Below are 19,370 nucleotides of genomic sequence, written 5' to 3'. Positions count from 1 at the left end.
TTTTTATACAGTTTTCTTATGAAAAGGTAAAAAAGATGCATTATGCAATTTCGCAAATGCCAGAAGCTTGGCATTATGCATATAAATTTTTTCAAGTGAGTTACCCATGGCACAAGGATTATTAACTGGTAAACGTTTTTTGATTGCTGGTATTGCAAGCAAATTATCAATTGCTTTTGGTATTGCACAAGCATTGCATCGTGAAGGCGCTGAACTAGCATTTACCTATCCAAATGAAAAATTAAAAAAACGTGTTGATGAGTTTGCTGCGCAATTTGGTTCATCATTAGTCTTTCCTTGTGATGTTGCTGTGGATGCTGAAATTGACAATGCTTTTGTAGAGTTGGCAAAACACTGGGATGGTCTGGATGGGGTGGTGCATTCAATTGGTTTTGCCCCAGCACATACATTAGATGGTGACTTTACCGACGTAACTGATCGTGATGGTTTTCGTATAGCCCATGACATCAGTGCTTATAGCTTCGTGGCGATGGCACGTGCCGCAAAGCCTTTGTTACAAGTGCGTCAAGGCTGTTTATTGACTTTGACTTATCAAGGTTCTGAGCGTGTGATGCCAAATTATAATGTCATGGGGATGGCAAAGGCTTCACTTGAAGCGGGTGTGCGTTATTTAGCATCAAGTTTGGGTGCGGATGGTATTCGTGTCAATGCGATTTCAGCAGGACCAATTCGTACTTTGGCGGCATCAGGGATTAAATCATTCCGTAAAATGTTAGATGCCAATGAAAAAATTTCGCCACTAAAACGTAATGTGACCATTGAAGAAGTGGGCAATGCTGCATTATTCCTGTGTTCACCATGGGCTTCAGGGATTACAGGTGAAATTATGTATGTAGATGCTGGCTTTAATACGGTTGGTATGAGTGCATCGATGATGGATGATGAGTAAAAATAAAACCCTTATTCGATAAAAAAATGATGCTGCGGCATCATTTTTTATTTATCAACTAAATTTGACTTAAAACTATCTTAGCAACATGCCTATCTAGAACAATGCCATCTAGAACAACGCCATGCCAGCAAATTAACTTTAATGCGCCGTAGCATCATACTGTATTCTGAATACAACCCCTTACAACACCGACCTGAAATTCATCCACAGTGAGCAAAAGTGGTGGGAACAAAGGATCAAGTCATTCATGTGGAAAAATAGAGGCGAATTAAAATTTGCTTTTGTTTACTCCAAATTGAAACGCCTATGACATCAGGTAAAATCTACCAAAATGTCAGTGGAAGTTTCATTTTTCACGCTTCAATCCTATGCTAATAATTGACTCTATTTTGAATAGACTTCTTTCACAAGTCCCTTTTATTTCTGCCTGTGGGAGAAAAATAAAGAAGATTTAAACCATCATGAAAGCAGTCTAATATTGAACACGATTACGACCTTCAGCTTTTGCCTCATATAATTTTTCATCGGCCACTTTAAAAACACGTTTAATATCCTTGGAAGAGTTTGGCCAATAGGCAAGACCGATGGAAATAGTCACTTTCCCGACTTCTGGAATCACTGTATTTTCAATTGCTTCTCGAATACGTTCAGCAATAATAAGACCAGTAGAAGAATCTATCGCTGGTGCTAAAATAATGAACTCCTCGCCACCAATACGACAACATGCATCGATATCTCGTGAATTCTCCTTAATTTTTTCTGCGATAATTTTTAAGACGAGATCACCATTTTCATGCCCATAAACATCGTTCACTTTTTTAAAATGATCAATATCAAGTGCAATCACAAAAAAATGTGTTTCAGATTTAATAAATTCATCTAAAAATAATTCCATACCACGACGATTATAAAAACCGGTAAGTGGATCGGTATTGACGTAAAAATTTAACTCAGAAATCTTTTGTTTGAATTGTTGAGAACTTAATAATAAGGACAATTTAAATTTGAGCACTTCATAATACCAAGGATCAATTTCCTTAATTTTATGTTCTGTTGTGGTCGCATTTAAATGGCTTGCCATCTTGGCGAGTTGAGCCAATGGTGCTGAAATTAAATAAGAAATTCGCCATACAATAAAAAAGATAAACACATAAAAAAACAGCATACCAGCAATAATTTTTACAATAATTGAAGATGCTTGTGCTAAAAGCTCACGCGTGGGCTGTTGAGAAATAACAATCCATTGAGTTGTTGGAATAGATGCAAATCCAGCCAAATTATCTTCACCTGAACCATCTTTGATCTGAATCTTGCCATTTTTTTCTTTCAGCATGGTACTGAGTTCACTATTTTGTGTGTCTAAAGTACCAATCCGTTTTTCATCAGGATGGAAAATAATATGCTGATTACTATCAATGACATACATGTAACTCTTTTTATAACCATATTTCATGGTTAGCAGTTCATTCAAAATATTGTCTTTTTTGAGATAAATCGCAGCGCCAATAAACCCTAGATATTGATGATTTTGATCAAAAATAGGTTGAGATAAAAATACAATTAAATTCTTTGTAATAGATGAATAAGGCGGTGTGACCACCGTTGACTGATTTTTGAGTGACATTTCAAAGCCAAGCGTGTGATTTACCACCTTCTTATTGAGTTTTAATTGTTCAGGGGCAAAACTTCGAATGTTCCCATTACGATCAGACACAATCACACTATTAAAATAATCAGACTGAAATTTCAACCGATCGACTTCCGCTTGCATGACTTGTTCATTGTCAAAGGATTGACCCAAGAGTTTGGCACTATAGTCCAACTCTTTGAGCATCATTTTGAAATGACTATTAGTTCCTTTGGCAATCTTGGATGCATATTCCATATTGACTGAAAGGGAGTTGTTAATGAGTTGATTTTTTTGAATATAGTAACTTACTAATAATGAAATAATAAACAGACTAATCACGCTAAAAATAGCCAGAAGCAGAATTAACTTTCTTAGATTGAGTTGTAATGAGTGAATTAATTGTTTGAAAATCATGGAATAAAAAAATATCTGACTTTGCATTGTATAGTATATTTTTTGAATGATTTAATCGAATTAAATATTAAAAAAATGGGGTATTTATTCTTGGAATAACCCTACAATTAAAAGCAGTGAGTTATCATAAGCTTAAGATTATTTTACTTTTATCATTGATTTTTTGGTAAAAATTTGCTAAATGTAAGTGGTGTAATTTTTTCATTTTTATTTTTTATTATTTTGTTTTTATTCTCCATATTCTAACCATAATAATCACAATTGCCATGAGGCGGACCATGAGTTTACAGTTGTTAGAGCTTGATCAAGCAGATCAGCTAAGTGCTTGCCGCTTATCGCTACTCCTTGGTCTAAAAAGTGAGCATAATCTGATTCAACAGTTTTTAGAATTTGGTAAAAACTTGATCGGGGCTCAAAAGGCAATTTTATGTTTCCATGAAGAAACTTATTTTTGGCATCATGCTGATCAGAAGATTCATGCGGTACTTAAATTACAAAAACGTAATAATGCGCAATTTTTTGAAGATCGCGTTTTTATTGATCAAAAACATCCGCATTATATGGATTTTTCAGCCTATATGAATGAAGGCGGCGTAGAACATCATCGTATTATTGCCGTTAATATTTTAAAAAATAATGAATCGATAGGAATTGCATTATTTTTTGATAATGATGAGCAAAGCTTTGATCCAGTTAAAATTTCATTGCTTGCTGAACATGGGATGAATTTTTCGCGTTATCTTGAGCTTAAATATAATCATGAGATTTTGAATGAATTATATGAACAGCAGTGTGCTTTGAATTTTAGTAAAACTAAGTTTTTTTCTATTATTTCACATGATTTGCGTGCGCCGTTTCATGGTTTGCTGGGCTTCTCTGAAGTTTTAGCCAAAGAGCGTGATACTTTAGACGAATCAAGTGTGCAAAATATTGCAGACTATCTATATGAAACGTCACAGTCGACCTACAATCTGTTAGAAAGCCTGTTGGAATGGGCGATGGCAGAAGGTGGTCGCTTTGTCTATCATCCAATTAACTTTAACCTCAAACAAGCAACCTCGATTGTCATTAAGGTCTTAAATACATTGGCGATTAAAAAGAAAATTGCGCTGATTGACGAAATTCCAGAAGATTTAAAAGTATATGCCGACATCAATATGATTACTTCGGTGATCCAAAATCTAGTTTCAAATGCCTTAAAATTTACACGATTAGATGGTTATGGTTTTGTGGCACTTCGTGCCAGTTTTACCAATGATGGTATTGAAATTCAGATCGAAGATAATGGTTTGGGCATGACAGAGTTGCAAATGTCTACCGTTTTCCATCCTCGAATTACGGCAAGTTTAAGAGGAACTGATGGGGAAAAAGGTGCGGGTCTGGGTTTAACGTTATGTAAACGATTTATTGACCTCAATCTTGGAAAAATTTCAGTCAGTTCCAAAGAGGGAGAAGGCACGATATTCAAAGTGGTATTGCCTTGCTCGACGGATGGAACTGGAATGTTGCTTGCTCAAAAAGATAGCGGCGATGTCACTGTTGCATAAATAGATTTCCCTAAATGAACCTGCAACTGTTATAACTATGTTAAATAGAAGTTGCAGGTTTGTTATGAATACTGAGCAGTTGCAAAAAACATTAAGAGCGAGTCAATATGCCGAGCAGGTATTGGGTTTACATCAAACTGCTTTAGAACAAGATTATGCAATCGATCAATTTCATCATGCACTCACTACTAACGATATTTTTAAGCGTGTTGAACAAGAATTAAAAGACATTCAAGATGAAAGTCAGTGGATGCGCACATTGCGTATCTTACGTGCCAAACTCATGTTCCGCTGGATTTGGCAAGATGCCAATCAACTCACTAATGTGATCACACTTACCCGTGAACTTTCAGATTTTGCAGATGCCTGTATCTGTGCAGCCAAGCAGTTTGCGCTTCCACCTTTACTTGCCAAGCATGGCGAACCGATTGGTTACGATGGTCAGATTCAGGATTTGATCGTGGTAGGCATGGGGAAATTGGGGGCTCAAGAACTCAATTTGTCCAGTGATATTGACCTGATTTTTGCCTTTGATGAGCAGGGTGAAACCAATGGTCGTAAGTCGATTGATGTTCAGCAGTTTTGTATTTTATGGGGGCAAAAACTCATCTATTTGCTCGATCATATCACCGCAGATGGTTTTGTATTTCGGGTTGATATGCGCTTGCGTCCTTGGGGAGATGGTTCAGCTTTAGCAATTAGTCATGTGGCACTAGAAAAATATCTGATTCAGCATGGGCGAGAATGGGAGCGTTATGCGTGGATCAAGGCACGTATTATTAGTGGTGGAAAACGCGGTGATCATTTACTAGAAATGACGCGACCTTTTGTGTTTCGTCGTTATGTTGATTATTCCGCCTTTGAAGCCATGCGTGAAATGAAAGCTATGATTGAGCGAGAAGTCGCTCGTCGTAATATTGCCGATGACATTAAATTAGGAGCGGGCGGGATCCGTGAAATTGAATTTATTGTGCAGGTTTTTCAGCTCATTTATGGGGGGTCCAAACGCGAATTGCAGGATCGCCAATGTCTGGTGAGCTTGCACCATTTGGGACAAGTCGGTCTGCTAGATTCGCAGGCAGTCATTGAACTTGAAGATGCTTACTTATTCTTAAGACGTGTTGAACATGCGATACAGGCTTTAAATGATCAGCAAACGCAGATGTTGCCTGTAGAGCCTGATTTGCGACAGCGTATGATTGATACGCTTGGTTATGATTCATGGAATGCTTTTTTAGCGGTTTTAAATGAAAAACGTGCACGGGTCAGTGATCAGTTTAAAAATCTGATTCAGGAAGAAGTTGCTTCACCAGCAGAAACCGAAACTCAGCTTGAACTGCGCTTAGATGCAGTGCTAGATGATTCAACCAAAAATCTGATTCATGAATTTTGGCATGGTAATGCCCTGAAAAAACTGCCGTCTAAAGCGGTACAGCGTTTAAAAGATTTTTGGCCGCATTTTATTGAAGCCGTCTTACAGTCGGATAAACCGCAAGTTGCACTGACACGTTTGATGCCTTTAGTTGAGTCGGTGATGCGTCGTACCGTATATCTGGTCATGTTGATGGAAAGCCGTGGGGCTATGCAACGATTGGTCAAAATGGCAACGGTAAGTCCGTGGATTTGTGAAGAATTGACTCAATATCCTGTTCTATTAGATGAATTTTTATCGATGGATTTTGAATTGCCAAAGCGTCAAGATCTCGAAGATTCACTACGTCAACAATTACTACGGATTGAAATTGATCAAGTTGAAGATCAAATGCGGGTACTGCGTTTATTTAAAAAGAGCAATGTACTGACGGTTGCTGCCAGTGATGTTCTAGCTGAAAGTCCACTGATGAAAGTCTCCGATGCATTGACGGATATTGCAGAAGTGAGTGTGATTGCGACATTGAATCTGGCCTATCAGACGGTGGTGAAACGACATGGTTATCCACTGGATGCAGAAGGGCAACGCTGTTCACTGGAACATACTGGCTTTGCCGTGATCGGCTATGGCAAGGTCGGTGGAATCGAACTGGGATACGGTTCTGATCTGGATCTGGTTTTTATTCATTATTTTGATGAGCAAGCTGAAACCGATGGACCAAAAGCCATTACTGGCTTTGAGTTTGCTGTTCGCGTTGCCCAAAAGTTTTTATCACTCATGACTACGCAAACGCTGGATGGTCGCGTGTATGAAATTGATACCCGATTACGACCTTCTGGCGAAGCTGGGCTATTGGTCACGAGTCTGAAAGCATTTGAACAGTATCAGTTAAAAAGTGCCTGGTTATGGGAGCATCAGGCATTGGTGCGCGCACGTTCTATCGCAGGTGAAATGGATTTAAGAAATAAATTTGCCCACTTGCGTGCACAAATATTAACCCAGCCACGTGACGAAAAATACGTTCAGGAAGAAGTATTAAAAATGCGTCAGAAAATGAAAGACCATTTAGGTTCTTCCTCAGAACAAAAAAAACATGGGATTTTTCATTTAAAACAGGACGCAGGTGGTATCGTTGACATCGAATTTATGGCACAGTATATGGTGCTTGCATGGAGTGGTGCGAATCCTGATCTCGCCCATTTTTCCGACAATGTAAGAATTCTTGAAGATGCTGCTCAAGCAGGCTGCTTATCCAGTGAAGATGCCACAGCATTGATACACGCTTATCTCAGTGAACGAGCCGAGAGCCACCGCTTAGCCCTTGCAAATCAATCCATGCAAGTCAGTGCTGCGGACTGGCGCGATACCCGCGAGGTCGTTTGCAAGTTATGGCAAAGATTAATAGATCCAGTATCAACGGTGGTGCTGGAGAGTGAATGATTGTGTAAAAATTTGGAGTGTGTGCCATGAATTTGGCTGATCGTGATGGTTTTATTTGGCAAGATGGACAATTGGTTGACTGGCGTGATGCGAAAATCCACGTCTTAACTCATACGCTACACTACAGTATGGGTGTCTTTGAAGGTGTCCGTGCCTATGAAACACCTAAAGGCACAGCAATTTTCCGTCTCCAAGACCACACTAAACGTTTGCTGAACTCTGCAAAAATTTATCAAATGAAAGTTCCATTTGATCAGGCGACTCTTGAGCAAGCGCAAATTGATGTGGTGCGTGAAAACAAATTAGCTTCATGCTATTTGCGTCCACTTATTTGGATTGGTTCTGAAAAACTCGGAATTGCCGCGACTAATAACACGATTCATGCCGCAGTTGCAGCATGGGGCTGGGGTGCGTATCTGGGTGAAGAAGCGATGGCGCAAGGTATTCGTGTTAAAACATCTTCGTTTACCCACCATCATCCAAACGTGACCATGTGTAAAGCTAAGGCTTCTGGTAACTATACCTTATCCATTCTCGCTCATCAGGAAGTAGCGCATTCAGGCTATGATGAAGCGATGTTGATGGATCCACAAGGCTATGTGTGCCAAGGTTCTGGTGAAAACGTATTTTTGGTAAAAGATGGTGTGTTACATACCCCTGATATTGCGGGTGGCGCATTGGATGGTATTACTCGTCAAACGATTATTACCATTGCCAAAGATTTGGGTTATGAAGTGGTTGAGCGTCGTATTACCCGTGACGAGTTTTATATTGCAGATGAAGCGTTCTTTACTGGAACTGCGGCTGAAGTTACACCGATCCGTGAATATGATGATCGTCAAATTGGTGAAGGTCGTCGTGGCCCGATCACGACGATTATTCAAAAAACATTCTTTGATGCCGTTCAAGGTAAAAATCCAAAATATGAACACTGGTTAACTTACGTTAAATAATTGAATCAGTTAAGATGAAAGGCGAAACTGATGTTTCGCCTTTTTTGTGCTTGTGATATTGGGAAAATAAAATGCATATCGTATATGTGAGTGATGCAAAGGCGGGACATCGATCACAAGCTTTAGGTTTATATCAAGCCATACATCAGCAAAATCCCAATACCAGTTTTGAAGAAATTCAGCTAGAAAACTTAGCTTTATTGAGTATTTTTAAAGGATTATTTAGCCATCAAGTGAGTGGTATTGCGCAACAGCCTGATTTTATTTTTGGGGTAGGTTCGCATACTCATCTTCGAGTTTGGTTATTGGGAAAAGTTTATCCTCAAGCGAAAACTGTAATCTTGATGAAACCCAGCTTACCTATTCACTGTTTTGACTACGCCATTATTCCTGAACATGATGGTATTGCTGCATCTGATCAAGTAATTGTCACCAAAGGTGCTTTAAATCCAATTGAAAATGAACATCGTCATCAAGCCAATCGGATTTTAATTGCGCTTGGCGGAACTTCAAAACGACATCAATGGAACGAAAATAAAGTTTTAACGGCAATAGAACAGATTGTTCAGCACAATTCACATTGTCAGTTGATCTTGACGACCTCCCGACGAACGCCTGAGCATTTCTTGGATCGTTTAAAAAAACAAGATTATGCGTCGCAATTAGACATTTTCCCTGTAGAACACACTCCACAAGGCTGGATTTTTGAACAAATGCAACTGGCGGAAACGGTTTATGTGACAGAAGATAGTGTTTCGATGATTTTTGAAGCATTGACGGCAGGTTGCCGTGTTGGGGTGATTGCAATGGATCGATTGAAACAGGACCGTATTACACATGTGATTGATGCTCTAATCCTAGATCATATTGTTGGGACACAGACTAAAACTGCTCAACTTCCGCAACAACAGACTTTTAAAGAAGCAGAGCGTGTGGCAACATGTTTATTGAAATCCTATTCAGGTCAATGATGTGATTTATCTCGCTTTAGTTCTTGTTTTGGCAATGATTATATTCAGCTATAAATATGCGTGGTGGAAGCCTGCAATTGATTGGAAGCGACCACGTATTCTGATGTATCACATGGTACGAGAACATATTGATGGAGCGAAATTTAATAAATTACGCGTTCAACCTGCTGAATTTGAAAAACAGGTAGCATGGATGAAAGCGCAAGGTTTTCATTTTGTTACTATGCAGGAGTTACAGCAAAACTGGGGTAAACATCCTGAAAAAACCGTTGCAATTACCTTTGATGATGGTTATCTAGATAATCTGGAAAATGCTTTTCCAATCCTTGAGAAATATCAGGCTAAGGCAACTATTTACGTCGTTGTCGATCGTCATGATAGAGATTGGTCAACTTATAAAAAAGCACATCATAATAGCGGTGAGTTGGCACGAGAACCAAAACTCAGTGATGAACAAATTCTTTTTTTAGCGAAAAGGGGTTTAGTTGAAATCGGTTCACACACTTTGACGCATGCCAATCTCGCGAAACTCACAGATCAGCAATGCCTGGATGAACTAGTGGAGTCCAAACACCAACTTGAACAGATCACTGGTCAAACAGTAAGTAGTTTTGCTTATCCTTTTGGTATTTACTCTGAACGTGATGTGGAACTGGTGAGACAGGCAAATTATACAAATGCTGTAACTACTGTTGAAGGGATTGATAATGATCAACCTGATTTTTTTCAGCTTCAACGCATTAAAATCAGCGGCAAGGATTCACTATTTGCAGTGAAACTAAGATTGAAACTTGGGAAACGTGGGCTGTAGGAGCTATTATGCATATTTGTATGGTGATGGCAGGCGATGAAGAAGGCGGACTTGAGAAACACGTGATTGAGCTTGCTAATGGATTGATAAAACTGAAACATCGTGTCAGTTTGATTGCTCATGAAAAATATCGATCACGTGTTGAAAATGTTCAGTTCTACTCCCTTGATTTATCGAAGAGCCGTAATAACCCGATTCTATTATGGAAGCTTTATCAAACGATTAAATCTATCCAAGCGGATGTCTTACACGTCCAAGCGAACAAAGCAGTCTCGATGATTGCACCAATGTTAAAATGGTTAAATGTCCCGAATGTTGCCACATTACATAATTTAAAAAAGAATATTAAAGCTTTTAATCGTTATGATCGGATTATTGCGGTGAGTCAAAGAGTTGCCAATCAATTTTCATCTCAATCCAAGATTCGCGTGGTATTGAATGGTGTGAGGCCACCTGATTTTATTATAAATAGTAAATCTGCAACTTATCCCCTACAAGCGATTGCCATTGGGCGTTTAGTGAAAGCTAAAGGGTTTGATTTACTTATTGAGGCTTGGAAAGAAGTTGATGCAGGGCTATGGATTGTTGGGGATGGACCTGACCGACAGGTCTTACAGCAACAAATTGAACAAACACAGTTATCTCAGCGTATTAAAATTTGGGGGCATCGTGATGATATTAATGATTTATTGCTGCAATCAGATTTCTTGGTCATTTCTTCTCGGAACGAAGGTGGTCCTTATACGCTTTCTGAAGCACTGTTGTTAAAACGACCAGTGATTTCATCAGATGTTGGTATGGTTTCGCAGGTGTTATTACCCTCTATGATTTGTCCTGCTAATGATACACAGGCACTTCATCAATTATTGCAGCAGCATATTCAACATTTTTCACAGTTACAAAAAGACGCTGAACCAATTTTTCATTTTGCACAGCAACATTTGACCATCAATGCCATGGTTGAACATACGGCAAGGGTATATCAGGAACTTTTAGATGACGGACACGCTTAAACAAACTAAAAAAGTCTGGGTTATCAGTGATGGTGTGCCAGGTCATTTTAATCAATCTAAAGGCGTTTTATTTGCTTTACAGCATTTATTCGAGTTAGACGTTTGTTGGATTGATTTGAAACTTAATCAGGGTTTTTTACGACGTCCATTAAGTTGGTTGCTCAATTCAACTCTTCCTGATTTGAATAAACTTCATTATTTTTATCGGGGTGATGTACTTCCGCAACAATCTCCGGATATTATTGTTGGTGCAGGCGGAAACACGGCTTATGCAGTCATTTGGATTTCTAAAGTTTTGCATGCCAAAAGTATATTTTGTGGCTCACTTCGGCATTTAAATGCAAAGCTCTTTGATGCTATTTTGGTACTGGAACCTGATCTCGCTAAACCTTTTATAAGTCTTGATGTATCGCCTATGGCGATTGATCAACAAGTATTGGCTCAGCAAGCTGAACAATGGCGCGACGAACACGCTGTATTAACGAAACCAGTGTGGACGATGCTTATTGGAGGTAATGGAGCCGGTGCTATTTATCAGGATTCAGACTGGAAAATACTGGCAGAGCAAATGAATCAACTTGCACATCAATTTGATATTCGATGGTTAATCAGTACCTCACGACGTACAGGGGGGCAGGCTGAAAACATACTAAAGCAACATTTGAATGACGATATAATCATTGATGCGGTGTGGTGGAGTGAAGCACCACGTCAGGTTCTACATGCTTTTTTGGGACTTTCTGATCGGGTATATTGTGGGGCTGATTCGATGTCGATGATGATGGAAACGATCAGTGCTATGCGAGCTTTAGTGGTCTATTATCCTTTTGAATTTAATCCTGATCAGCGGTTTGGTGGGGTATTGCAACGAATTGAACGAACTGAATTAGCTACAGTGCAACCCATTTCAGATTTATCCAATATGGATCAGGATAGCGAAAATGTACTAAAACCATTAAAATACGAACCTAGTGAAAAATTAGCACAATTATTGAAAGATAGGCTCTTCTCTTGAAAAAATTTAAAATCATCAATACGGTATATGGGGATGCTACAGGTGGTCGTTGGCAAGCTGTACTGGATATCGCTAATACACTAAAAAGTTATGGTCATGAGATAGTATTACTACGTGGGGAGGAAAATGCGCATTTGAATAGTGGTGAATGGCCAATTCATGTGATTCCAAATACAGGTTTTTATAGTATTGCGGCCGCGTTAAAAGTACGCAAATTTATTCAGGAACAACAGCCAGATTTAATTGTAGCGCATAGTGGAAAAGCTGTTTGGTTATTTAAAAATGCGATGCTGGGCATGCAAAAGAAAATACCAGTACTTGCGGTCAACCACAGCCATAATGTTAAAAGAACCTTGCGTGCAGACGCATTTTTACATATTACGCCTTATGTGCAAGAGCTTGTTCAAGCGTTACAAAGTAACGAGGAAAAAAAGAAACCGCAACGTGTCATTTCAAATCTTACTTATTTACCAAAGGTTGAAGCAAGTCCTAAGCCACTTAAGCAGTCTGTAAATATTGTCATGCTGACACGAATGGTACCTAATAAAGGTGTTCATGTTTTAATTGATGCTTTAGCTTTATTAAAGCAAAGAGGAATACCATTTAGCGCAGTTTTAGCGGGTCAAGGCGAAATGCTTGAACAATGTAAAGCTCAGGCAAGTCAGTTAGGTTTGGATGATCTTGTGAGTTTCCCTGGCTGGATTGGTGGGGACGATAAAATTAATTTAATACAGCAAGCAGATATAATTGCTTTGCCATCAATCACTGAGATCCAAGGAATTGGAATTTTAGATGCATTTGCATGGGGAAAGACATTGATTACCACAGATGATATTGGTATTCGACAGACAGCAAAGCATCAAGTAAATGCATGGTGTGCTAAAGCTGATGATGCGATTAGTCTAGCAGATGGAATTGAATACTTAATTAGTCATCCTGATGAAGCTTTAAAATATGCTCAGCAAGGTAAAAAAGAGGCTTTAGAGAAATATTGTTTTGAGCAAATTGCGAAAGAGCATAATAGTCTGATCAATGAAGTCATCAGTTTTTATATGAAGTAAAAATTGATAATTTGCTAATTGTATGAATTTAAAGAAAAATGAATAAATTATTAACTATAATTATTCCTGTGTATGGTGTAGAGAAATATATACAGGAGTTTTTGGATAGCTTATTTCCTCAAATAGAAGCATCTATTGAGTTAATCTTTGTTAATGATGGAACTCAAGATCAGTCTATTATGATTTTAAATGATTCTATTGATAAGCATGATATTAATTGTTTGATTTTAAATCAGTCTAATGCAGGTGTAAGCAGTGCTAGAAATAATGCACTAAGAGTCTGTACTGGACAATTCGTCACTTTTCTTGATCCTGATGATGTTGTTAGCCCAAAATATATAGAAAAAATTTTAGATATTATTACTAATCATAATGATATTTCAATTATTCATTATAATGCTTATATGAAAAAGGAAAATAATGAAATTGTTGATATGTGTTTTGTTGATGAGACGTCAACTCACATTATTAATCAAGAGTTTAAAATAAAAAATTTTATTAAGGATAAATGGCAACCTTGGTTGAGAGTATTCAGAAAAGACTTATTGAAAGATTTTGAATTTGTTGAGGGTTATATTTTTGAAGATGTTTTGGCATTTCCGTTTTTATATCGGGATGAATTGAAGATTTATGAATTAGTCGATCATCTTTTGATATATAGATTGAATGAAAGTAGTTTAACAGCTAAAAAAAATCAACTATTTTTTGATAGTATTTATTATGCTATTAGTTTTTATCGATTATATAGAAATATCAAGTGTTTTGAATGTGTATATTTTAAGCTGATTGAGTGTTTATATGGGGTAATGCTAAAAAAGAATTTTTATCATTTTTTAAAATTTTACAATATGTTTAAAGAAGACATTTTTTATATAAAAGATCATAGATGCCTTAATACTTTTAAGTTAAAGTTTAAATATACAAGTCCTTTATTGTTTTACATGTATAAGACTAAATTTTTCCTAAAATTATAAAATAGCAGTAATCATTTTTTAATTTTAGGATATTTAGCTAAATTTTTTTTGTATATATAATATATACCATTGAATACTAGCTAGATATTTTCCTTTTCGCCATAATATTTTAGCAAACTTCTTTGCTTCTTTGGAATTTTTAGGTGCATCAAGTGGTTGGTCTTTCCAAGGCGATTGATAGTAATACTTTAAATACAATTCTCCGTGGGAGGCTGCGATGCTCCAAGGTTTAGGAGAGCTTACAAAATGTATAAGAGCTGGTGAAATATCGTCTCGAGTAAAATAGTTGAATTTTTGATCAATAAAAATCATTTTATTCTTCAGTAAGATATTAAGCACATCTTGATCTGGGAACTTATAATCTCTTTTTGAAATAAGCGTATTAAATTTTGTTAATACATCAAAATTGTTCCATTCTTTTGTATTAATTAAAAGAACGCCTGAATTAAAGTATTTATCATTTGGATTTAAGCCAATGCTTTCAATATAAGTTGGTTTCATGCATTTATCTTGAACTGCTGCAAGAACTTTATTTTCAATATTAATTGAACAAATCTGTTTTAGACTACTAACACATAAAATATCAGCATCTAGATATATAAATTTGTCCAACTTATCTTTAAAAATATTTGCTATCGATAATCGGTAGTAGATTGCAGTTGTGAAATGCCCATTGACTTGTAATTTATCGTAAGGTTCAGTATTTAGAATGTAGACAAAGATTTGTGTATTTTTAAACTGGCTTATAATTTCATCATAGCCAAATGAATCAAAATACGTTGTAAAAATATGGAAATTAATTTTTAAATCTTGATTGTTCTTTGCTATAGAGAATAAAGTAATTCCACAAGGTTTTAAGTAGTTTTTATCAATAGCAAAAGCAATGTCTAAGTCTGGAATAAAAGTCGGCTGTTCACTGAAAAGACGAAAAGACTCTTTGATAAAACTATTAAAATAATTCATTTGGTTTCACAGTTTAAATAATTGGATTTTATTTAATCCAGTATAAAAAGAATAGAGGGTGACTCAGGCTTCTAGTTTGCTGCCATTAGTGTAAATTTCATCTTGCCAAACCGAATCTAAAGATTGATTATAAATTAAATTTAACCATTGTTGCAAAACCGTCTTTGCCTCGAAACGGGTATGCGCAATTTCATAGCCTTTTTTTGCAATTTCAATAGCCTGTAATGGATGCTTTTGATAGTAATCAATTTTTTTGAGTAATTCATTAAAATCTTCAAAATAAATAATACTATCTTCTGGAAATAAAATATCTAACCCTGGTGTCCTAGCCGTAAATACTAAAGTGCCCATACCTGTAAGCTGTGCAATACGATCACTACTATACATATAGATATTATTATACTTGGAATAATTAATGCCCATTAAACTGTTTTGAACGGCAGCTTGATACTCATATCCAAATAAAGAAGGATGTCCTAAACAGGCGCCTAATTTAAACTTCAAATTTGGAAGTTCTTCAACTAAATTTTTAATAAACTGTTCACGTTCAGGATATTTACTATTCGAGCCACAAAATACACAATCGTAGTCGTATTTGTGCCAATCAGATCGAGAGTGTTCAATTGAAGCCAGACTTAGATTCGGTGTAAATGCAAATAGAGGATGTGGACACACTTCTGAAAGTTGTTTTAAGTGTTCACCCGCAGTAGTGATAAAAATATGATCAACTTCATCTTGCATTTCTTTGAAATGATCCAGCCGGTGTGGTTCGTTAATTGGATCTACAAACCACATTGCGATTTTAGAATCATTAATTGTTTTTAGTTGTTTTAATAGTGTTTTAGGTAAATGAATATGACCAATTAAAATAAGATCAAAATGAATATTTTTACATAAATCAATAAGTTGATTATGCACTTTTTTATGAGAAAGAGATGTCGTATTGAAAATATTACTTTTTCTCACCATAAATTTATAATCAAAAGGATATACATAATGACCAAGTTCCATGAGACCATGTTGAACTTTTGCGTCAGTGTTATAAAACATCATTCCATTATTTTCGGGTTTAAAATTGGCTATATGTAATATCTTAAGTGAACGAAGTGGCAAAATTGCTCTCCAATCAGCAGTGTGAAAATCAAAAGATTAGGCCAAAATTATTGATCCGCATTACCTTTAATGACCATATAAAGTAATGAGGCCATAATGAGGAAACCACCACCTAAGCAGCTTACGCAGAATAATAAAATACGTTGATAGGTATCTAAATTAAACAGTTGGTTATTTAAAATATATAAAACAAATCCCCATTGAATGAGTGAAAATGCAACAAGAACAAGGGTACGACGACGTACTTCAGGACGCATAGCCATATTGAATGAATCCAAGGGAGAGCAAAGACCTATTATGCCATTATAGAGAATCAATCTCAATTCATGTCATGATGATTGTTGCGACATGGCTCATGCGAGTACAAAGAAGCCAGCATATTGCTGGCTTCTTTTAAAGATTTTACAGTCAGTTAATCTTCTTTCTTAGGCTGCTCACGCAAACGAATACCCAAATCACGTAACTGATTTGGTTCCACTGGTGCAGGTGCCTGCGTCAATGGACATTCAGCTGTCTTGGTTTTCGGGAATGCAATCACATCACGAATAGACGAAGCACCTGTCATTAGCATGACTAAACGATCCAGACCAAAAGCCAAACCGCCGTGCGGAGGAGCACCATAACGCAATGCATTTAACAAGAAACTGAATTTTTCTTCGGCTTCTTCTTCACCAATACCCAAAGCTTCAAAAATCGCTTTTTGCATGTCTAAAGTATAAATACGTAGTGAACCACCACCGATTTCAGTACCATTAAGCACCATATCGTATGCAACAGAAAGTGCCTCACCAGGATTCGACTTAACTTCTTCAACGCTTGATTTTGGCAAAGTAAATGGATGGTGAACCGATGTCCATTTACCATCGTCAGTTTCTTCAAACATTGGGAAATCAACGACCCAAAGTGGCGCCCATTCGCATGTTGTAAGTTTTAGGTCATGACCGATTTTAACACGTAGCGCGCCCATCGCATCATTCACAACTTTGGCTTTATCCGCACCGAAGAATACGATGTCACCATTTTCTGCACCGACACGTTTAAGCAGATCAAGTACGATCGGTTCAATAAACTTCACGATTGGAGATTGTAAACCTTCAATGCCTTTTTCTAGCTCATTGACTTTAATATAAGCTAAACCTTTCGCACCGTAGATACCGACAAATTTAGTATATTCATCAATCGCACTACGTGGCAATGAACCTGCACCTGGTACACGTAAAGCCACAATACGACCTTTAGGATCTTTGGCTGGACCTGCAAAAACTTTAAATTCAACGTCTTGCATTAAGTCAGCAACGTCAACCAATTTTAGTGGAATACGCATGTCTGGCTTGTCAGATGCGTAATCACGCATGGCATCGTTATAAGTCATACGTTCAAATTTATCGAACTTGACCCCAAGCAAATCGTTAAATAATTTAACGGTCATGCCTTCCATCAAATCCATAATGTCATCATCATTTAAGAATGATGTTTCAATGTCGATTTGGGTAAATTCTGGTTGACGATCCGCACGTAAGTCTTCGTCACGGAAACATTTGGCAATCTGGTAATAACGATCAATACCACCCACCATCAACAATTGTTTAAATAATTGTGGTGATTGCGGTAGGGCGTAGAAGCTTCCATTTTGAACACGGCTTGGGACTAAATAGTCACGCGCACCTTCTGGTGTTGCACGAGTCAAAATTGGTGTTTCAACGTCTAGAAAACCATTGTCATCTAAATAGTTACGAATTAAAGTCGTTGCTTTAGAACGTAAACGTAAGCGCTCTAACATTTCAGGACGACGGATATCAAGGAAACGATATTTTAAACGATGTTCTTCAGAGACATTGATATTGTCATCATTCAATGGGAATGGCGGTGTTTCAGATTGTGCAAGAACTTCAATTTCTTTGCCCAAAACCTCAATTTGACCACTGACCATATTGGCATTTTCAGTGCCTGCATAGCGACGACGAACACGACCTGTAATTTTAAGAACAAATTCAGAACGCGCTTTGTCTGCGGTTGCAAAAGCTTCTGGGGTGTCAGGGTCGATCACGACTTGGACTAAACCATCACGGTCACGCATGTCTAGGAAAATAACCCCACCGTGATCACGGCGACGGTGTACCCATCCGCAAAGCGTTACGGTCTGGTCAATTTGGGCTTCTGTTAAAGAGCCACAGTAATGAGTTCGCATCATATTTTAAAATCCAAACTATATTGGCTGTAGGGGCGTATACGTAAACAGCGTACCGCCAGTGAATCAGCGATTATGCCTTTTTGAAGGAGCACTCACAAGAACTTGAGCGTAAAACAGCAAAAAACACAGCAAATTGAAAGCTTAATTCTGTTTTTGGGCGCTAAATGCCTTAAACCATTTCACCAGAATAAAAATGAGGCAGCTCAAACTAAAACTGATGAGAAAACCACGTGAAAAATAATTAATCGCTTTGCCTGTAACGGCATAGGTATCTGTATGCCAGAGTTGAGTGTCGAGTTGTTGCCAATAGCTAAAAAGAAAATAGCTGCCTACAGCGAACGAGAGAAATATCGCAACACTTAATGATTGATATGATGCGCGTTGCTTTTGAATACGATATTCAATCATGTAGCGATAACACAACCAGCCTAAAATCGGCAAAGTGATGAGAGAGGTAGACAGTTGTAAAAAACGATGAATAGGATAAGTTCGCCCTAAAAATAAGATGTCTTGACTGAGTAAGCCTTGAAATGCAAAGGTTCTAAAATCGTCATGCGTGAGTCCATCCCAGAGAATATGTGTTGCACAGCCTATGATGACTCCCAATATACAAGCCATACAAAAACTACAGAACCGATTAAAAGTAGCTAGATTTAAATCATCTTGTAGAGAGAGCCAGTAATACAACACAGGGCGATACAGTACATACCACAGTACGCAAAAAATAAGTCCAAGCACTAAATCTGGAATAATTAAGCCTGCCCATTCATGGCTTATCGTGACATTTTCATCTGTAAATAATCGCACTAAATCTGGTGTCATACAGCCTATTGCCAACGCACCAATGGGCAATTTGTATCGAGTGATTTTGGCGATAGGGGGAGCAAGAACCGCATGGGATAAAGTAAAAGGCATAAATATAAAGAAATAAATTTTGGATCAAGATCGGGTCTGAGTGTAAAGCTTTAGAGAATGAATGAATGTTTTTT

The 19,370-nt window shown here is 37.4% G+C and carries 16 protein-coding genes; 10 read left to right on the top strand and 6 right to left on the bottom strand.

Annotated features, from left to right (window positions below; all coding sequences use genetic code 11):
- Nucleotides 1-106: 106 nt before the first annotated feature.
- Entirely contained in the window at nt 107-910 is an 804-nt protein-coding gene (locus I6L31_RS06790; protein ID WP_005002413.1) for an enoyl-ACP reductase FabI, read from the top strand.
- A 475-nt stretch (nt 911-1,385) separates the two neighbouring features.
- Here the strand turns inward: I6L31_RS06790 and I6L31_RS06785 are convergent, their stop codons facing one another.
- On the bottom strand, nt 1,386-2,957 hold the full coding sequence (locus I6L31_RS06785) for a sensor domain-containing diguanylate cyclase (protein WP_171064964.1): 1,572 nt from the start codon (nt 2,955-2,957) through the stop codon (nt 1,386-1,388).
- Between the two features lie 278 nt (nt 2,958-3,235).
- Between I6L31_RS06785 and I6L31_RS06780 the strand changes: the two genes are divergently transcribed.
- From I6L31_RS06780 to I6L31_RS06740, 9 genes are all read left to right on the top strand, one after another.
- Nucleotides 3,236-4,504 carry a sensor histidine kinase gene (locus tag I6L31_RS06780; RefSeq protein ID WP_005002418.1) on the top strand — a complete coding sequence of 423 codons (1,269 nt, stop codon included), beginning with the start codon at nt 3,236-3,238 and terminating at the stop codon, nt 4,502-4,504.
- A gap of 64 nt (nt 4,505-4,568) precedes the next feature.
- Nucleotides 4,569-7,316: a bifunctional [glutamate--ammonia ligase]-adenylyl-L-tyrosine phosphorylase/[glutamate--ammonia-ligase] adenylyltransferase gene (gene glnE, locus I6L31_RS06775; protein ID WP_005002420.1), complete on the top strand. Its 2,748-nt coding sequence runs from the start codon at nt 4,569-4,571 to the stop codon at nt 7,314-7,316.
- Nucleotides 7,317-7,342: 26 nt separating this feature from the next.
- On the top strand, nt 7,343-8,269 hold the full coding sequence (locus I6L31_RS06770; RefSeq protein WP_004992903.1) for a branched-chain amino acid transaminase: 927 nt from the start codon (nt 7,343-7,345) through the stop codon (nt 8,267-8,269).
- A gap of 71 nt (nt 8,270-8,340) precedes the next feature.
- Nucleotides 8,341-9,240 carry an ELM1/GtrOC1 family putative glycosyltransferase gene (locus I6L31_RS06765; RefSeq protein ID WP_004992905.1) on the top strand — a complete coding sequence of 300 codons (900 nt, stop codon included), beginning with the start codon at nt 8,341-8,343 and terminating at the stop codon, nt 9,238-9,240.
- A 34-nt stretch (nt 9,241-9,274) separates the two neighbouring features.
- The gene (locus I6L31_RS06760) at nt 9,275-10,051 is read left to right on the top strand and encodes a polysaccharide deacetylase family protein (protein ID WP_407652505.1); all 777 of its coding nucleotides are present in this window, start codon (nt 9,275-9,277) and stop codon (nt 10,049-10,051) included.
- An 8-nt stretch (nt 10,052-10,059) separates the two neighbouring features.
- Nucleotides 10,060-11,064, top strand: coding sequence for a glycosyltransferase (locus I6L31_RS06755; protein WP_005002426.1), 1,005 nt, complete (start codon nt 10,060-10,062; stop codon nt 11,062-11,064).
- Nucleotides 11,048-12,079, top strand: coding sequence for an ELM1/GtrOC1 family putative glycosyltransferase (locus I6L31_RS06750; RefSeq protein ID WP_005002428.1), 1,032 nt, complete (start codon nt 11,048-11,050; stop codon nt 12,077-12,079). The genes I6L31_RS06755 and I6L31_RS06750 overlap by 17 nt, the downstream gene beginning before the upstream one ends.
- Entirely contained in the window at nt 12,076-13,140 is a 1,065-nt protein-coding gene (locus I6L31_RS06745) for a glycosyltransferase family 4 protein (protein ID WP_005002431.1), read from the top strand. The genes I6L31_RS06750 and I6L31_RS06745 overlap by 4 nt, the downstream gene beginning before the upstream one ends.
- Before the next feature lie 38 nt (nt 13,141-13,178).
- Nucleotides 13,179-14,114, top strand: coding sequence for a glycosyltransferase family 2 protein (locus I6L31_RS06740; RefSeq protein ID WP_005002432.1), 936 nt, complete (start codon nt 13,179-13,181; stop codon nt 14,112-14,114).
- Between the two features lie 33 nt (nt 14,115-14,147).
- Here the strand turns inward: I6L31_RS06740 and I6L31_RS06735 are convergent, their stop codons facing one another.
- The 5 genes from I6L31_RS06735 to I6L31_RS06715 all read right to left on the bottom strand — a co-directional run bounded on the left by I6L31_RS06735 (nt 14,148) and on the right by I6L31_RS06715 (nt 19,296).
- The gene (locus I6L31_RS06735) at nt 14,148-15,077 is read right to left on the bottom strand and encodes a glycosyltransferase family 8 protein (protein WP_005002436.1); all 930 of its coding nucleotides are present in this window, start codon (nt 15,075-15,077) and stop codon (nt 14,148-14,150) included.
- A gap of 63 nt (nt 15,078-15,140) precedes the next feature.
- A complete protein-coding gene (locus I6L31_RS06730; protein WP_005002439.1) occupies nt 15,141-16,190 on the bottom strand; it encodes a glycosyltransferase family protein in 1,050 nt (349 codons plus the stop codon).
- A gap of 47 nt (nt 16,191-16,237) precedes the next feature.
- Entirely contained in the window at nt 16,238-16,453 is a 216-nt protein-coding gene (locus tag I6L31_RS06725) for a hypothetical protein (RefSeq protein ID WP_005002441.1), read from the bottom strand.
- 149 nt (nt 16,454-16,602) lie between these two features.
- Complete coding sequence (gene aspS / locus I6L31_RS06720; protein ID WP_005002444.1) at nt 16,603-18,381, bottom strand: aspartate--tRNA ligase; 1,779 nt, start codon at nt 18,379-18,381, stop codon at nt 16,603-16,605.
- 141 nt (nt 18,382-18,522) lie between these two features.
- On the bottom strand, nt 18,523-19,296 hold the full coding sequence (locus I6L31_RS06715; protein ID WP_004994714.1) for a DUF4184 family protein: 774 nt from the start codon (nt 19,294-19,296) through the stop codon (nt 18,523-18,525).
- Nucleotides 19,297-19,370: the final 74 nt, after the last annotated feature.

It is taken from the genome of Acinetobacter septicus (assembly GCF_019355975.1).
GTDB lineage: Bacteria > Pseudomonadota > Gammaproteobacteria > Pseudomonadales > Moraxellaceae > Acinetobacter > Acinetobacter ursingii.
This window is presented reverse-complemented; position numbering and strand designations above follow the sequence as displayed.

Bases quoted from the DNA above. Each gene is read 5' to 3' on its own strand.
- I6L31_RS06790 (WP_005002413.1), top strand. From the start codon at position 107: ATGGCACAAGGATTATTAACTGGTAAACGTTTTTTGATTGCTGGTATT.
- I6L31_RS06785 (WP_171064964.1), bottom strand. From the start codon at position 2,957: ATGATTTTCAAACAATTAATTCACTCATTACAACTCAATCTAAGAAAG.
- I6L31_RS06780 (WP_005002418.1), top strand. From the start codon at position 3,236: ATGAGTTTACAGTTGTTAGAGCTTGATCAAGCAGATCAGCTAAGTGCT.
- glnE (WP_005002420.1), top strand. From the start codon at position 4,569: ATGAATACTGAGCAGTTGCAAAAAACATTAAGAGCGAGTCAATATGCC.
- I6L31_RS06770 (WP_004992903.1), top strand. From the start codon at position 7,343: ATGAATTTGGCTGATCGTGATGGTTTTATTTGGCAAGATGGACAATTG.
- I6L31_RS06765 (WP_004992905.1), top strand. From the start codon at position 8,341: ATGCATATCGTATATGTGAGTGATGCAAAGGCGGGACATCGATCACAA.
- I6L31_RS06760 (WP_407652505.1), top strand. From the start codon at position 9,275: ATGATTATATTCAGCTATAAATATGCGTGGTGGAAGCCTGCAATTGAT.
- I6L31_RS06755 (WP_005002426.1), top strand. From the start codon at position 10,060: ATGCATATTTGTATGGTGATGGCAGGCGATGAAGAAGGCGGACTTGAG.
- I6L31_RS06750 (WP_005002428.1), top strand. From the start codon at position 11,048: ATGACGGACACGCTTAAACAAACTAAAAAAGTCTGGGTTATCAGTGAT.
- I6L31_RS06740 (WP_005002432.1), top strand. From the start codon at position 13,179: ATGAATAAATTATTAACTATAATTATTCCTGTGTATGGTGTAGAGAAA.
- I6L31_RS06735 (WP_005002436.1), bottom strand. From the start codon at position 15,077: ATGAATTATTTTAATAGTTTTATCAAAGAGTCTTTTCGTCTTTTCAGT.
- I6L31_RS06725 (WP_005002441.1), bottom strand. From the start codon at position 16,453: ATGGCTATGCGTCCTGAAGTACGTCGTCGTACCCTTGTTCTTGTTGCA.
- aspS (WP_005002444.1), bottom strand. From the start codon at position 18,381: ATGATGCGAACTCATTACTGTGGCTCTTTAACAGAAGCCCAAATTGAC.
- I6L31_RS06715 (WP_004994714.1), bottom strand. From the start codon at position 19,296: ATGCCTTTTACTTTATCCCATGCGGTTCTTGCTCCCCCTATCGCCAAA.